Origin of the sequence: Inquilinus sp. KBS0705 (assembly GCA_005938025.2) — a bacterium.
Lineage (GTDB): Bacteria > Bacteroidota > Bacteroidia > Sphingobacteriales > Sphingobacteriaceae > Mucilaginibacter.
Map to the genome: position 1 here is coordinate 1,586,016 of VCCI02000001.1, position 16,598 is coordinate 1,602,613.

Annotated in this window: 15 protein-coding genes; 5 read left to right on the forward strand and 10 right to left on the reverse strand. The window is 43.2% G+C overall.

The features are described from left to right. Positions 1 to 4 precede the first annotated feature (4 nt). The 7 genes from FFF34_006925 to FFF34_006955 form a co-directional block, all read right to left on the reverse strand. Positions 5 to 616, reverse strand: coding sequence for a chemotaxis protein CheB (locus FFF34_006925; protein TSD67120.1), 612 nt, complete (start codon positions 614 to 616; stop codon positions 5 to 7). Beyond that, positions 591 to 1,424 (reverse strand): protein-glutamate O-methyltransferase CheR, encoded by an 834-nt coding sequence (locus FFF34_006930; protein ID TSD67121.1) that lies wholly within the window; start codon positions 1,422 to 1,424, stop codon positions 591 to 593. Before FFF34_006930 ends, FFF34_006925 begins: the two co-directional genes overlap by 26 nt. Next, a complete protein-coding gene (locus tag FFF34_006935) occupies positions 1,424 to 4,855 on the reverse strand; it encodes a response regulator (GenBank protein ID TSD67122.1) in 3,432 nt (1,143 codons plus the stop codon). Before FFF34_006935 ends, FFF34_006930 begins: the two co-directional genes overlap by 1 nt. 91 nt (positions 4,856 to 4,946) lie before the next feature. Further along, positions 4,947 to 5,366 (reverse strand): hypothetical protein, encoded by a 420-nt coding sequence (locus tag FFF34_006940; protein ID TSD67123.1) that lies wholly within the window; start codon positions 5,364 to 5,366, stop codon positions 4,947 to 4,949. A 7-nt stretch (positions 5,367 to 5,373) separates the two neighbouring features. Then, positions 5,374 to 5,703, reverse strand: coding sequence for a gliding motility protein GldC (gldC, locus tag FFF34_006945; protein TSD67124.1), 330 nt, complete (start codon positions 5,701 to 5,703; stop codon positions 5,374 to 5,376). Positions 5,704 to 5,714: 11 nt separating this feature from the next. Continuing rightward, positions 5,715 to 6,026 carry a hypothetical protein gene (locus FFF34_006950; GenBank protein TSD67125.1) on the reverse strand — a complete coding sequence of 104 codons (312 nt, stop codon included), beginning with the start codon at positions 6,024 to 6,026 and terminating at the stop codon, positions 5,715 to 5,717. After that, complete coding sequence (locus tag FFF34_006955; protein TSD67126.1) at positions 5,989 to 7,350, reverse strand: DEAD/DEAH box helicase; 1,362 nt, start codon at positions 7,348 to 7,350, stop codon at positions 5,989 to 5,991. The genes FFF34_006950 and FFF34_006955 overlap by 38 nt, the downstream gene beginning before the upstream one ends. 188 nt (positions 7,351 to 7,538) lie before the next feature. Between FFF34_006955 and FFF34_006960 the strand changes: the two genes are divergently transcribed. Both FFF34_006960 and FFF34_006965 read left to right on the forward strand, forming a co-directional pair. Continuing rightward, a complete protein-coding gene (locus FFF34_006960; GenBank protein TSD67127.1) occupies positions 7,539 to 8,168 on the forward strand; it encodes a hypothetical protein in 630 nt (209 codons plus the stop codon). A gap of 109 nt (positions 8,169 to 8,277) precedes the next feature. Then, positions 8,278 to 9,612, forward strand: coding sequence for a dihydroorotase (locus tag FFF34_006965; protein ID TSD67128.1), 1,335 nt, complete (start codon positions 8,278 to 8,280; stop codon positions 9,610 to 9,612). Here the strand turns inward: FFF34_006965 and FFF34_006970 are convergent, their stop codons facing one another. After that, complete coding sequence (locus tag FFF34_006970; protein ID TSD67129.1) at positions 9,613 to 10,080, reverse strand: AraC family transcriptional regulator; 468 nt, start codon at positions 10,078 to 10,080, stop codon at positions 9,613 to 9,615. A gap of 182 nt (positions 10,081 to 10,262) precedes the next feature. Further along, positions 10,263 to 11,225, reverse strand: coding sequence for a YafY family transcriptional regulator (locus tag FFF34_006975; GenBank protein TSD67130.1), 963 nt, complete (start codon positions 11,223 to 11,225; stop codon positions 10,263 to 10,265). Between the two features lie 52 nt (positions 11,226 to 11,277). Between FFF34_006975 and FFF34_006980 the strand changes: the two genes are divergently transcribed. From FFF34_006980 to FFF34_006990, 3 genes are all read left to right on the forward strand, one after another. Continuing rightward, a complete protein-coding gene (locus tag FFF34_006980) occupies positions 11,278 to 11,712 on the forward strand; it encodes a DUF2007 domain-containing protein (GenBank protein ID TSD67131.1) in 435 nt (144 codons plus the stop codon). Positions 11,713 to 11,772: 60 nt separating this feature from the next. Continuing rightward, positions 11,773 to 12,798, forward strand: coding sequence for a N(4)-(beta-N-acetylglucosaminyl)-L-asparaginase (locus FFF34_006985; protein ID TSD67132.1), 1,026 nt, complete (start codon positions 11,773 to 11,775; stop codon positions 12,796 to 12,798). Between the two features lie 144 nt (positions 12,799 to 12,942). Then, the gene (locus tag FFF34_006990; GenBank protein TSD67133.1) at positions 12,943 to 13,686 is read left to right on the forward strand and encodes a copper homeostasis protein CutC; all 744 of its coding nucleotides are present in this window, start codon (positions 12,943 to 12,945) and stop codon (positions 13,684 to 13,686) included. Between the two features lie 6 nt (positions 13,687 to 13,692). Here FFF34_006990 and FFF34_006995 read toward each other — a convergent pair whose 3' ends face one another. Continuing rightward, positions 13,693 to 16,497, reverse strand: a complete 2,805-nt coding sequence (locus FFF34_006995) for a hypothetical protein (GenBank protein TSD67134.1) — start codon at positions 16,495 to 16,497, stop codon at positions 13,693 to 13,695. Positions 16,498 to 16,598 lie beyond the last annotated feature (101 nt).

Here is a 16,598-nt window from a genome sequence, read left to right on the forward strand (position 1 = left end):
CAGATTAAGTAGTATTTCGTTGTATCAAGTCAAAAATTTCATTAGTGTGTAAAATATATGCTGCTGCGTTAATATTTATAGCGGCACGGGGCATTTCGTCCATTTCTGCATCATTAGGGTGTTGTGCTATTGTTAAAGCGCCTCTATCGCGTAATTTTAACAAGCCCTCGGCGCCATCCTGGTTAGCCCCCGAAAGCAATATAGCAGTACAATTGCTGCCATATACATCTGCGGCGCTTTCGAAAGTAACATCTATCGAAGGCTTTGAGTACCACACCGCATCAGATACATCAAGGCTAAAAAAGCCTTCTTTCTCTATCAGCGTGTGGTAATTAGCCGGGGCAATGTATATAGCGTTATCAGCTATTGGCTCCTTGTCGCTTATTTCACGTAACAACATACGGCTGTTTTCTGCAAACAGTTTTTCTATTTCACTAAAAAAGTTCTTCTTACGATGGATAACAATTATTACTGTTTTATTAAGATCGTGTGGCAGCAATTTAACCAGCTTGAATAAGAGTTTAAACGAACCTGCAGAACCGCCTAACAGCAATACTTTAGATTTTTGCCAATGCCCGATCAGTTGCTTATCAAGATCCAATTTTTTGGTATATATTTTCTTTTTGGTTGATCACCTTAAACTTTTTTCTAAACTCGTCTGATCTTATCGTTTCTTTACTGCCCAGGCACAAATAACCCAGCGGGCAAAGGCTTTTGTAAAACAGGTCGAGTATACGATATTGTAGCTCGGTTTCAAAGTAAATGAATACGTTACGACAGCTTATCATCTGAAACTCGTTAAAGCCGGTATCAGATATCAGGTTGTGTACGCTAAATAACGTATTTTGTTTCAGTTCATTATGTACGGCTGCTGCATCGTACATAATAGTAAAATGATCAGTTATTGAACCGGGGAGGCCGGTAAACAAATAATTTTCGGCGTAGCTTTTTATTTTACGCAGGCTGTATATGCCCTTACGGGCTTCCTTTAAAACTTCGGTGTTGATATCTGTACCGTATATAAACGATTTTTTGCTGAGGTTATGCTCTTTTAACAAAATGGCTAACGAGTAAACCTCTTCTCCGGATGAGCAGCCTGCGCACCAAACCTTTACGTGCTGATAAGTGGAAAGATAAGGCACTACCTGGTTGCCTAAAGCTTTGTAGTAAGCCGGGTCGCGAAACATTTCGGTAACGTTAACGGTAACTTCTTCCAAAAATTCCTGGAAAAAATCGGTACTGTTTACCAGTGTATGCTTTAAATCATAATAAGTATACTTTTTCAACATCAAAATACGGTCTATACGCCGTTTTAACGATGCTTTTGTATAGTCACTAAAATCAAACCCGTGTACTTTTTTTACCAGGTCTACTAATTCAATTAACTGCGCGGTTGTTATGTTATCTTTAGCTACGGCACTCATTAGTTATCTAACCACAACTGCATCAATGATATCAGCCTGTCAATATCAACGGGTTTGGTGATGTAATCATTTGCTCCTGCTGCTATACACTTTTCCCGGTCATCCTTCATTGCTTTTGCGGTTAGCGCTATAACAGGCAATTTGGCCCATTTGTTTTGCTTGCGTATATGCCTTGTGGCTTCGTAACCATCCATCTTAGGCATCATAATATCCATCAGCACAATATCTATATCTGTTATCTCTTCCAGCTTGGCTATTGCCTCTTCCCCATCGTTGGCTATTACCACATTAAGGTCGTAGCTTTCCAGGGCGCTGCTAAGGGCAAAGATGTTCCGCATATCGTCATCAACAACCAGTACTTTCTTCCCTTTTAGGGTGTCTTTACTTTTGCTGATAGTTCTCGTTTTTATCGGGGCGGCGCCACCTGGCTGCCCGCCTTCGCTAATTTTGTTTAAAAACAGGTTCACCTCGTCTATCAACCTGTCTGATGATTTGCTGGTTTTTACTACCATTGCGTTAGCATACTGCATTAAACGGTTAACTGATGTTTTATCTAATTCCATAGCAGTATTAATAATTACAGGAAGGGCCGCAAAGCGTTCAACTTCTTTCACCTTATCTAACAGGTCGAGCCCCGAGATATCAGGCAAATTTAGGTCCAAAATCACGCACTGGTATTCATTTTCGTGCAGCATCCTATACGCCGATTCGCCGTCGAAGGCCTGGTCAACTGTAATACCCTGGCCCTGCATCAGATCTTTTAATGCCTGGCTTTGTGCCTTGTGGTCTTCAACCAATAATATTTGCTTAAAACGTGTACCGCTATTGGCCATAATATCGCCAAATAGTTTATCAAGCGTTTCGGTATTTACCGGTTTTTTAAGGAAGCTGATGGCCCCCTCTTTACGTACACGGTTTGCAGCGGCTTCGCCCGCCGACATCAGGTGTACAGGGATGTGCAGGGTGGCTGTATCTTGCTTTAACTCTTTTAATATTTGCCAGCCATCTTTACCCGGTAGCATTATATCTAATATAACAGCATCCGGTTGCTGCTCTTTAATAATCTCTACGGCGTTTGTGCCCTCGTTAACTAAAACAGATTTGTAGCCATGTTCATGGGCGTAATCTTGCAGTATGGCGCCAAAGTTTTTATCGTCCTCCACAATTACCACAGTGGGCTCGTGGTCGGGGTCAACCGGCTTTTTAACGGTACTTAAAAAGTTTGATGCGGGTGCCTCAAAGCTATCCACGGTAGGCACATGCTCTTCAGGCTCGGTTATCTTCCCTTCAAATGGCAAGGTCAAAATAAACTCGCTGCCCACGCCAGGTTCGCTGCTAAGGGTAATGTTACCGCCAAGCAAAGCAGCCAATTCGCGGCTGATGGAAAGACCTAAACCAGTACCGCCATATTTACGGCTTGTTGAACCATCTGCCTGTTGGAAAGCCTGGAAGATAAGGCTTTGCTTATCGGCAGGTATACCTATACCCGAGTCTTTTATGCAAAAGCTAACGGTATCTTTAACAGGACCGGGCACAACCGAAATGGAGATAGAACCATTTTCGGGCGTAAACTTAAAGGCGTTAGATAACAGGTTTTTGATCACCTGTTCAACCCGTACCTTATCGGTAAATATAGTTGCAGGCACATCGGTAGCGCTGGTTTTATAGTTGATGCGTTTGTTAATCGCAAATTCGGCAAACAGCGATTGCATATCGCCTAATATCTCGGCTATCGGTACATGCTCGTTCTGCATATCCAGCTTACCCGATTCAATTTTCGATAGGTCGAGTATATCGTTTATAAGCGTTAACAGATCGTTACCGGCGTTAAATATTACACTGGCATATTTTATCTGATCTTCGGACAGGTTGGCCGGCTTGTTATCTTTTAATATACGGGCAAGTACCAAAATACTATTTAACGGGGTGCGTAATTCGTGGCTCATGTTTGCCAAAAACTCCGATTTGTATTTACCGGTTGTTTCCAGTTCGGTAGCTTTTATGCTGATAGACTGCCGGGCCTCTTCTATAGCCTGGTTCTTCTCTTCCAGCAGGCTTGCCTTTTCTTCCAGTTCGGCATTAATGGTGCGCAGTTCTTCCTGCTGCACGCGTAGTTCTTCTTCCGATGCCTGCAACATTTCTGTTTTGTTCACCAGTTCTTCGTTGGTTACGCGCATTTCTTCCTGCTGTGCTTCCAGTTCTTCGGCCTGTTGCTGGGTTTCTTCAAACAGGTCGTGCATAATGGTACGCGCCTGCGATGTATTTATAGCAATGCCGATATCGTTAGCAACCAACAAGATGTACTGTTTTACACTTTCTTTTATCTCGTTACGGAAACCTAATTCGATAACCCCTTTTAACTTTTTATCAAAAAAGAAAGGCACAATAAAGGTTTCTATCAATTCGTCCTCTAAAATTGATGAACTTAACTGTAGCTTATCGTTTAATTTACCTTTTACTACGGCAGCTCTCTCATCCTTAGCGGCCTGGCCTATCCAACCCTCAGATATCCGTATTTGCTTTTTTAAGGCCGATGGATCGTTAAACGCATAAGTTGCATAAAGGTCAAGGGCTTCTTCTGTTTCGTTAAACAAATAAAGCGTACCCGTTACAGCTGACGAATAACTGCTAATTTCAGTTAAAATATTTGCCGATAGCTCTCTTTCCGATTGCTGGCCTTGCATCTTTTCGTTAAGGGCCATAGTGCCCGTAAGCAGCCAGTTTTTAGCCTCGTTCTCTTCCAACACCTTTTCCAGTTCGATATTGGCTATTTTTATCTCTTCTTCTACCTTTTTTTGACGTGTAAATGTGCCCTGTATGTAGTAGAACATTACGACTATAATCAGCAAAAAGGCGGTTGAGCCTAACAGAATAACAATAATAGCCCGTTGCGAAGCCTTATCTGAAGCAGCCTTACGCTGCGCCAGCAAGTCACTTTCTGTTTTAATTACCCGCTTGTTTAAATCGCGGATGCTATCCATATTGCCCTTACCATTTAAAAACATATGGTTAGCTACCATGTAATCAAGGCCTTTTGCATCGCGCGTTTCTATATTTGTTTTCAAAACCAGCAACTGCCGATTCACAAGTATTTTAAGCGAATCTAACCGTTCAGCTTGTTTAGGGTTATCCTTTATCAATCGCGTCAGGTCAGAAAGAGTTTCATTTATCCTTGGAACAGCCTCATTGTATGGGTCTAAAAAGGCTTTGTTATTGGTAGCACCATAACCGCGCATGCCTGTTTCGCCATCAACCAGCAATTGCAGCAAGTTGTTGGTTTCTTTAATAACATTTTGTGTATGGTCAACCCAATTGGTATCATCTTCCAGTTGCTGTATGCTTGTAAAAGACAATACGCCTACAAATAACACCAGTACTATTGATACGGCAAACCCCGCTAATACCTGGTTACGGAAAGAAAGTTTTATCATAGGTGTATGATATGGTTTTTAAGTTGTACAAATATGTTCAAAAATAACTGTACAGTAAATACAATTGCGTAATAAACAGACAGGTGGTAAACTATTTAGCTACCACTACCGCTTTAGGTGTTCTTGAAAGTAAAGCACCCAATACCGCCATAGCTGCACCTGCAAAAAGCACATACCAGCCCCATTTGAATTTTATTTGCCTTGCCAAAAAAGCAGTTAACGATTTAAATGGAATAAAGCTAAAAGTTGTATTAACCTTTAATAAAGCGGCTATGTACAGCAATACTATTAACACCGCAGATGCATAAGCCGCCAGGCGCAATATTTTAGGCTGGTTAAGCACCGTACCTAAAATACCTATTACAGCTACCAAAAGTATTACCATGCCATAAGGCCTGTTCATATGGTAAACATCCCAGTTAAACAAACCGAATGGGCGCAACATAGGGCAAAACGTAGCCGCTATTATTAGTATAAAGCCCAGTAAAGCTAATAGTAAAGGCAGGCGCATAGTTTTATTATTGTTTTATTTCCATTTTATCGGCAAAGTGGGCACAGTAGTCGCGCAGGTCTTCTACAATGTTTTTTTCGCCGGTGGCGCGTAAAAAGGTATCGCCCATGGTTTGCAGGGTTTCGTAAAAAAACCGCTTCATTTCGTCAACGGGCATTTCTTTTGTCCAAAGGTCTATCTTAAGGGTGTTTTTATAGCTTTGATCCCATAACGAAAGCATAAACGCCTGCACAGGCAAGGCTTCCTGGTTTTTTGAATCGGTTGATTCCCACATTATCCTTTCGGGGATATTATTATCGTCGAGTTGTACGGTCAGCTTTATTTCAGCAGTCTTCATTTAAAAACAAATTATTTAACAAGGAAAAATATGATAACCACCAAAGTTATAAAGCTTAGCTCTACAATCCATAGTTTTTTGGTTTCGGCAAAGAAATTACGGAAAATTATATCCAGTAATGACACAACAATGCCAAACAGCACAAATATCCAGGTAATGGTACCGCTCCAATGCTCGTAGGGGGTGCCGGTGATTTTTGCGCCGTATATAAATATATAACCCGCCAGTATCAGGAAAAAAGCTGTGGCAAAGTTTAATGGGCTAACTCTGAATTTACGTGGTTGATCAGCGCTTTTTTCTGCCAGATCGTTTTTGTCCGCCATGTTTTACAGGTTTCTGGTTGTTAGGGTGATTAGGTTGTTTTTTTGCCTTGGCAGCCTCAAATTTTTTGATCTGCGCCAGCGATTTCTTTTCGTGGAAAGCCCCTTTAAACTCGGGGTCCTCCTTACGTTTTTGCATATCTATTTCGCGTGCCTGGTCTTGCCGTTCTTCGTAAGGGGTTTCCTCAACAAAAAGGTTATCGGGCAGCGGGTGCACCGGTATAGTTTGCCTGATAAGCTTTTGTATTTTATTTATATAATATTCTTCTGATGGTACCGCGAATGTTATAGCCACACCCGAGTTATAGGCGCGGCCCGTACGGCCCACACGGTGTACATAATCTTCTATCACCACCGGCACATCAAAGTTAATAACGTGGCTTACATCGCTCACATCAATACCGCGCGAAGCTACATCCGTGGCAACCAATATCTTCACTTCGTTGTTTTTAAAAGCGTTGATAGAGTTGATACGTGTGTTTTGCCCCTTGTTGGCGTGTAAAACCTTTACTTCCTTTTCGCCGTATTTGCGCAGCAAAAATTTGTATACATCTTCGGCAGCTACACGGGTTTTACAAAACACCATCAGCTTTTTAATATCACCTTCTTTATCAAGCAAGGTTTTAAGCAGGTTTATTTTGGTTTTAACATTGGGTACATGATACAGCTGCTGGTCTACCGTTTCGGCTGTAGTAGCCTGCGGTGTTATCTCTATCACTGTCGGAAACTCTAAAAAGTTACCCGCCAGGCTATGCACCACATCAGACATGGTAGCCGAGAACAGCAGGTTTTGGCGCTTTACAGGCACTACTTCTAAAATGCGGTTTATTTGGGGCATAAAGCCCATATCCATCATTTTATCTGCCTCGTCTAACACCAAAGTTTGTAGCTTTTTGGTAACAATGTGGCCTGCTATATAAATATCCAAAAAACGGCCGGGTGTGGTTACAATAATATCCACCCCCTTTTGTATTTGCTCTATTTGGGTTTTGGGGCCAAGGCCGCCATATAAAACAACTACCCGCAAATCTGTATTAGCGGCAAATGTTTTTATATTTTCCTCTATCTGCATAGCCAGCTCGCGTGTTGGCGATACAATTAAAGCGCGCGGGTCGTCGCCCTGTGCGTATTTAAGCTTCATTAACAACGGCAGCACATAGGCAGCGGTTTTGCCGGTACCTGTTTGCGCTATACCCATTACATCCTGCCCGTTCATTATGGGTGGTATAGCTTTTTGTTGTATCGGCGTAGCTTCGGTATAACCGGCATCGGCAATGGCATTCAGTATTTGCCGGTTAAATTTAAAATCTTCAAAAGTTACAGCCATAGCTGCAAAGATAGGGTTTTGTTTTAAGTAGGCGGTCTGTAGTCATAAAGTCGGCATATTATGTTGGTTTGAATTTACCTAAAACGGCCTTCGCATACACTCTGCTTTACTCCTTTTTCATCTTTTCTTATCTTCGTGCTTTATCACTTGCCTGCTATAACCTATCTTCGGCTTGCAAACAAACCGGCATGAAACAACCGCTACTTTTATCATTATTACTGCTTTTAATAAGCACTACTGCATTTTCGCAACCGGCAAGCGGGCAAAAATACCTGGGTGGCAGCTTATATTTTAATTACGACCAGGCCGGCAAATACTCGGTTACTTATTACAGCACCGGGTATACCCAATACAACAACAGCAATGTTGTAAACTTTAACATCAGCCCAGAGTTTGGCTTTTTTTTAAACGATAGCTGGAGCATCGGCATACGCCCAAGCTATACACGCGTATCAGGTACCGAGCGGTCTAATTTTTACTCGACCACGCCGGGCATCGAAAGCTATAGCAGCACCACCGATTATAAGGCAGAGGATATTGGACTGGCCATTGAGTTCAGGTATTACTGGATGCTGACCAATAAATTTGGTATATACCCCCAATTCGGCATCGGCACATCCAATAATATAAAAGACTTTAGCGCCGGACTTTTGTCTGTTGGCGGCGGGCCAAATGTGGTATTTTTCCCAACCGAAAGCCTGGGTATTAATATGGGTTTTGGCAACATTAATTATAGCTATGGCTATCAAACCAAAGGCAGCTTTTTTAATGTAGGCCTTAATAACAATATCAATTTTGGTATAAACTACTATTTTTAAGAGAATTAAGAATTCAAGAGTCAGGAAGCAAGGTTTTTTTGTCTTGCATCCTGGCTCCCTTTTCCTACATCCTGATTCCCTTTTCCTACATAATCACTATATTTGCTATATGTCATCAATCCTTATTAAAAACGCTACAATTGTTAACGAAGGCGGCCAGCAGGTTGCCGATGTATTAGTAAAAGATGGTTTTATTGAAAAGATTGACGCGCAAATAAATGCGACTGCCGACAAGGAGATAAATGCCGAAGGCTTGTTCCTTTTCCCCGGCTGTATTGATGACCAGGTGCACTTTCGGGAGCCGGGGCTTACACATAAGGGCAACATCCATACCGAATCAAGAGCCGCTGTTGCAGGTGGTATCACCTCGTTTATGGAAATGCCCAATACCGTACCCAACGCGCTTACACAGGTATTACTTGAAGATAAGTACCAGATAGCCGCCCAAAATTCTTTGGCTAACTACTCCTTTTTTATGGGAGCATCAAACGATAACCTTTTTGAGGTATTGCGCACCGATGCCAAACAGGTTTGCGGTGTTAAGGTATTTATGGGTTCGTCTACCGGTAATATGCTGGTTGATAACCCAGACACCCTCGAAAAACTTTTTGCGCAATCGCCCATGCTGATAGCAACTCATTGCGAAGACGAGGCTACCATAAAAAGCAACCTGGAGCATTACAAGCAATTACTTGGCGATAATATACCGGTAAGGATGCACCCCAAAATACGCAGTGCCGAAGCTTGCTACCTGTCATCGTCAATGGCGGTTGAACTGGCTAAAAAACACAATACCCGCCTGCACATACTGCATATATCAACCGAGCGCGAAACGCACCTTTTTAGCAATGATATACCGTTGGTTAACAAGCGTATAACTGCCGAAGCCTGCATACATCATTTATGGTTTACCGATGCTGATTACGAAGAAAAGGGCAACCTTATAAAATGGAACCCGGCAGTAAAAACCGAGGCCGACAGGGACGCTATTTTGGCAGCCGTACTTGATGGCCGTATCGACGTAATAGCTACCGACCATGCCCCGCATACTATAGAAGAAAAAGCAAATACTTACCTGCATGCCCCATCGGGCGGGCCATTGGTGCAGCACGCGCTTACAGCCATGCTGGAGCTGTATCATCACGGCAAAATAACCCTGGAGCAAATTGCCGAGAAAATGGCCCACAATGTGGCTATTTTGTTTGCTATAGAAAAACGCGGCTTTATACGCGAAGGCTACTGGGCCGATATGGTTTTGGTTGACCTGAACAAACCATGGCAGGTAAACAAACAAAATATTTTATACAAATGCGGCTGGTCGCCGTTTGAGGGTTCAACCTTTAAATCAAAGGTGGTGAGCACAATAGTATCAGGAAACCTGGCGTATGAGAATGGTGCGTTTGTTAACGACATCAGCGGGCAACGAATGACCTTTAACCGCTAACTATTCTTCGTTTACAGCCACGTAAACCTTTGATTCTATTTTATTAAAATCCTTACCTTCTGTGTCGTAAACATCAAAATCGGCAGTATATAGCCTGTTTATATCCGATTGCCAGATATATTGCCAGGTAGCGCCGATATTTGCGGGGAAATCACCTTCGGGTACAAATACTTCATACTTACTTGCAGGTATGGCCTTACCCGTAAAACCTTCGGGCAAATATTCTATCGAGCTCACCTTGCAGCCCAATATGGCCGTATAATAATCGTTATGATCCGATTCGTAATTAGTGTAAACGCAATACAATTCGTTGCCCTGGCGGTCTTCTAACTTTTGGGCCAGGTTTTCCCGGGTAAAACGCTGCCACAAACTGCCAATATCCCGACCGGCTTGCCCATCGGCATTAATAGTTCGCACCGCTAAGCCGGCAATATAAAATAATGGCAGATATTCGGTTTGATGATTCATGTAGTGCTAAGATAGTAATAATTCGCATCTGTCATTTCCAATGAGAAACGAGGAGAAATCTTATTCGAATGTACAGGCGGCAAATTTTATATAATGAACAGGATTTCTCCTCGCTATCGCTTGTTCGAATGACATATTGGGGAGTGATTATCAATAAGGTTTTAAACAGGTATTCGGCAAACTCATAATGTTGAAATGGGTTTATTATTCCTGTTTATAATTACATCTGCAATCTCTGCCACCCTATCCCTGGCCTCCTGTGGGCTAATGATCTCGGCCTGGTCGCCAAACATCATAAACCAGCGGGCAAACCCTTCTATAGATATGCTTAAAAAGGTCATTTCGGTGTGTTTGGCGTATATTTTTTCTGATACAAAACCATTGTAGTATCGCTGCTCGTTAATAAAGCGCTTTATCCCGTTATCAACCTTAATAACTACAGTTTGCATTTTGTTGTCGTAAGCGGTTTTGGCTATATATTCCTTCAGGCTGGGGTGCTTGCCGTCAAAGGTCTTATCTGTTTCGCAAAGCGACTGTATCCTGTCAAGCCTGAAGTCCCGGTAATCGTTACGCATACGGCAAAAGGCTATCAGGTGCCAATAGCTATCCAGGTAAAAAACACCAACGGGTTCTATTTCGCGCCTGGTATGTTGCTGGGTGTATCCTGCGGTATAATCAATATCAAGCACATTTTTGCCGGCAATAGCATTTAAAATGGCTTGTATATGATCGTTGTTATTGGCGCGCCGCTGGCTTTGGCTTTTAAGCACCTCAATGCTGTTATCCATATTTTCCAGCAGGTCCTTTTCGGCGGTCTTTAATATCGCCCTAACCTTATACATGGCCGATTTATGCTGTGCCGCGGTAGAGGCATCCGTCATTTTTTCTACAAACTTTTCGGCAGTTAAAAAAGCGGTAGCTTCTTCGCGGGTAAACATTACCGGCGGCAAACGGTAACCCTCCACTAAAGAGTAGCCCACTCCTGCTTCACCAATAATAGGTATACCGGCTTCTTCCAATGATCGTACATCGCGATAAACCGTTCGCAGGCTGATGCCAAACCTATCGGCAATGTCACCGGCCTTAACCACCCTGCGCGATTGCAGTTGAATTAAAATAGCAGATATACGATCGATGCGGTTCATGCCCCAAAATAACTAAAAACAAAGTACCTTCGTATAAATTTTTATTTACACTATGGCAAACCAACCCGAGGATAAGATCATCACGTTTGAAAGCTATTACGACCCCATGCTGGCACATATTATACGTACCAAACTGGAAGATAATGGTATAAACTGCTTTATTGCTGATGAAAATACAATTGGTGCCAATCCATTATATAACCAGGCAGTTGGAGGTATAAAACTTAAAATTTTTGAACGCGACCTGGAGCGTTGCCTGGAAATACTGGCACAGGAAGATGACCTGCACGAACAGGACCATTTTGAGATAGATGAGGAAACAGCTTCGGCGGTTATTTGTCCATTTTGCGCATCAACAAATGTAAGTTACGGGGTAACTGTCGAAAAAAAATCTAACTGGCTAACCTCTTTGCTATCAAGCATATTTGTACCGTTTACTACACCCAAGCAATGGCACTGTTTTAACTGCCAGCGCGATTTTGAATAACAATTGTATTAAACCTGATACAATAATTGTAATATTATACCAAAAACTATCTTAGCCTATATGTATAACCGCCGCAAATTCATTAAGTTATCCGCCGTAACCGCTTCATTAACAGCAATTTCAAAATATGTTCCTGCTAAACCTATTGCAACAATAAGTGCCACTAATGTGCCTATTGTAATATCTACATGGGATTTTGGCGTTGCCGCTAACAAAGAAGCCTGGAAAACACTTGCTGCAGGCGGCCGGGCTTTAGATGCTGTTGAGGCCGGTGTACGCATACCCGAAGCGGATATGAACAACCATACAGTAGGCCGCGCGGGCTACCCGGACCGCGATGGACACGTATCGTTAGATGCCTGTATTATGGATGAGTTTGGCAATTGCGGGTCGGTAGCGGCTATAGAAGATATCGCGCACCCAATTTCGGTAGCGCGTTTGGTAATGGAAAAAACCCCGCATGTAATGCTGGTTGGCGCGGGTGCTACCCAGTTTGCCATTGAGCAGGGTTTTAAAAAGGAGAAGCTGTTAACCCCCGAATCGTACAAGGCATGGAAAGAGTGGCTTAAAAAAGCAGAATACTCGCCGGTACTAAATATAGAGAACCAACAAAAACGCCCCGGAAGCAAATACAACCACGATACAATTGGTATGCTGGCTATTGATGCCAAGGGCAATATAAGCGGTGCATGCACCACCAGCGGTATGGCCTTTAAAATGCGTGGCCGCGTAGGCGACAGCCCAATAATAGGCGCAGGCCTTTATGTAGACAATGAAGTGGGCGGCGCTACATCAACCGGTGTGGGCGAAGAAGTGATACGTAACGTTGGCAGCTTTTTAGTGGTTGAATTAATGCGCCAGGGCTACTCGCCTGAAGATGCCTGCAAAGAGGCTGTGAACCGCATTATCAAAAAGAAACCCGAAACCTCCAAGAAAATACAAGTTGGCTTTTTAGCTATCAACAAAAAAGGCGAATACGGCGCTTTCGCCATTCAGGACGGGTTTTCGTTTGCCGTTTGCGATAATAATAAGCAAGACCTGCTGGTACCCGGTAAATATTTTTATAAAAACGCCGATACAAAATAACAACTTTTGGTTGTATTGCTTGATGTTAGTAAAAGCACTATCTTTAACTGTTGGGTTATATACTAACTCAATAATTTAAACACACCCTGTTAATTAAACATCATGGTTAAAAAACGCCATGGTATATAACTATTAGTAAACAACATGATCCAGCTGGAGGTTTGTGCAAACTCGGTAACATCGGCCATAGCCGCGCAGGAAGGCGGTGCCATACGGGTAGAATTATGCGAGAATTTGAATGAAGGCGGCACTACCCCATCTTATGGCCAATTGCTACTGGCCCGCAAACATTTACATATAAAATTATACGTACTGATAAGGCCGCGCCGTGGCGATTTCTTATACTCTGATATGGAGTTTGAAATAATGAAGGCTGATATACGCAACTGTATAGAAGCCGGCTGCGATGGTGTGGTAATTGGTATGCTTAACCCCGATGGTACTATTGATAAAGCCCGCTGCCACGAGTTGGTGCGCATGGCCCGCCAATGGGGGCTTGGCGTTACTTTCCACCGGGCGTTTGATATGTGTGTTGACGTATACCAGGCATTAGAAGATATAATTGATATTGGCTGCGAGCGCATACTTACATCGGGTGGTAAAAGCACGGCTATTGAAGGTGCAAATATAATATCGCGCCTGGTTGAAAAAGCCGGCGGCCGCATCAGTATTATGCCCGGAAGCGGTGTTAGCGAAAACAACGTGGCCGACCTTGTGCATTTTACGGGTGTTAAAGAGGTACATTCATCTGCGCGTATAAAGGTAGAAGGTAAAATGGCCTACAAAAATGACCATATACTAATGAGCGACCGCTTTGGCGATGAATATAGCCTGGATATTACCGGAGTTGAAAGAGTTAAAGCGATATTGAAGGCTGCTAATTCATAGTAACTGTTAAAACAAGCTCACGGGCAACACTATTTCAAACCTGTTTTTGCCGCTGCCGCCAAACACATCACGATCTAACAAGTAGCTGTAACGAAAACCAAGCGATACAGCTCCCTGGTTAAACAGCTTACCATCAAAAAACAGCGCTGCCCCTACCGAGCGGAAATTCCCTTTAAATGTTGACCCATCGTTATAAAAGTTAAAGGCTGTTGCATGGGTATTATCATAAAAAACATTGCCTCGTATACGCATCAGATATAACGTATTACCCACACCTGCATCCGGGTAGGCTATCGGGAAATGATAGCTGGCCCCGAACTTATTCATATTGTCCAGATTTTGGGCGGTGTAGCCTTTTGAAAAAGGGAAGTTATTGGAAAAGCCTATGCCGTTATTTTGCCCGCTATGCTGGTAGGCGCCGCTAATTACCAAACTATGGTTAACCCACAACCCCGGGAAATAAAACGCGCCGGTGGTTAGCAACTGGTTAGCCTTAAGCCCTTCTACAGCGCTTTTATAATTAACACTTATGCTTTGGGCAAAATGCGGATTAATGTGTTGTTTGGCCTGCTGCATTTGGTTATTAAAGCTAAGCGTGTTGCTTAGGTAAGTATAGTGTGTATCGTTCAATACATTGCGGTAAGCCTGCTGAAAAGAGTTGCGGCTGTAATATAAAAAACTGCTTGCTGATAGCGAGGTTGAGTGCCCGCCCACTGTAAGATCCAAAGGTACCTGTAAGCCTGCATGCAAGGCAGTTTCGTTGTAATAAACGTTGCCACCATTGTAAAAGCCCCGCCTATCAAAGGTATAATCAGCACCTGCTAAAATGTAAGGATATAGGCCGCCATAAATGGCTTCGTAACCTATTTGCTTGTACCCCTCATCGCGGTTATAATCAAACACAATGCGCGATTGAAAGGTATTAAGCACATTTTCGCCGGCTAATTCTAATGAATAGTCCGGGTCGTTCAGGTTTGGGAACAGGCTGTGAAAATTGAACAAGCCATGCAGTTTGCCGTATTTTGTAACAGGTAAGGGTTGCGGGTTAATTGCAGCCAATATATTAGCAGATGAATCGACCGCAAGGTTACTGATACCGATATTTGATAGTGCTGATACTTGCGAGGGGTTTAACTCGGTCAGTGGTACATCGGCACGGTTAGCCTGGTTTAATTGATAGCCAAAGGCCGTAAAGCCAACCCAGGCCAGTTTGTTATTGCTTAGAGCTGGCTGGTACGCCCCAACAGACCCGTTGTTAGCTACATTTACTGCAAACAGTTTGTTACTACCAATGGCTAAAGCATAAAGCTTATCGTTTAAGCCGGATGTTTTAGTAAAGTAAACGGTATCGCCTTGTATCTTAGTGAAACCGAGCGGCTCAAAGCTAAAGGGCAGTAAATATTTAGCGCTGCCTGTTTGGCTGTTAATTACAGCTATCGACATTTTACCTGCGGTATTGCGTACAGCAGCCACCAGGTCATTGCCATAAAATTGCGGATAGGTATAAAACAGCTTATCGGGGTTGGGTAGTATCGACAAAAGTCTGCCATCCGTATCTAACAAATGCAGTTCGCTTTTACCCGACGGATCTACCTGTACAGCAGCTATGGTTTTACCATTGTTACTGAACACAGGCGAAAAATATTTGGTTTTGCGGGTAATGCGGTGCTCTTTCCCGGTGTTTACGTCCAGTATCACCAATTCGTTATAGTTACGGTATCGCCAGCGGGCATCAGGCCGGTAAGCGGCATACATTATCTTTCCGTTGTTATAGGCGAAATAGTCATCGGTGGAAATACTTTTTACAGCTATAGTTTTTTCGGCATCGCCGTTTTTTACAATAAAAACAGGTACATGGTTATATGCCGTTTTCAGGTAAATAATGGTATTATCATCCGCGTATGCGGGATATTCCATATTTGCAATAAAGTGCTGTTTCTTATCCGCCCGTTTTATTCCATCGGCCTTAAATTGCTCTTTAAAGTGCCCCAGAGCCGCGTTCCTGAATTGGGTATAATTACTACCCGAATACTTTTTTATTGCCCCCTGCAGCGGATAAAAGCCGGTATTAAAGGCAGCTGCATCGTGGGTAACGTTCTTCCAAAATGCGCTGCCATATTTTTCGCGGCCATAGGCAACCAGCATGTAGCCAAGCGGGTAGTGGTTGGGTGTATAATCAATGTAAGAGCCATTACGCAGCTTCATCCAGCTATAATCCCTGCCTGCGGCCCATAAAGCCCGGTAGCCATTAAAAAAGTATGGTAAACGCCCCCTGCCCTGCTTGCTTACCAGAGTTTCGTTATAAACAGCGTCGCCTTCAAAAAACCAGTCGGGTACGCTTAAGGCATTACCCAGTGCCTGCCCGCCTTCGCCAAAAACAAAACGCAGCGCATGCGATACCCCAACATTAAAATTATTGTACTGCTGCACATGCCTAAACTCGTGTATGGCCAGCTGCTCAGGCCAGGGCAGGCTGCCTATCTCAAAACTATTTTGATCGGGGGTTAAATAAAACTCGCTGCGAAAAGGTGCCAGGCCGACGTAGGCGTTTGATATAGTGGTTTGGTTTTGCAGCACAATGCTCACCTGCTTTTGCTTAAAACCAATGGTAGGTTTAATATAGGTGCTCATTTGCTGGATGGTTGCTGCAACCCGTAAAGCCACCGAATCCATGCCCTGTGAAAATATTACTTTGGCTGTGGGTGTGTTTACTTGCCGCCACTTGATAGATGGTGGATTGCCGCCAAACTGCTGTGCCCTTGCCATGGTAGCAGTTAGTAAAATTAGCGGCAGCAACAGGCGTTTTAACATGGTGGTGAAAGTAATTAATATGCACCAAAAATAACAGCATTAAAAAATGCTTTTATGCAACAAATGAGGTACTGAATGCTGCATTTAACGCTCGTTGATCT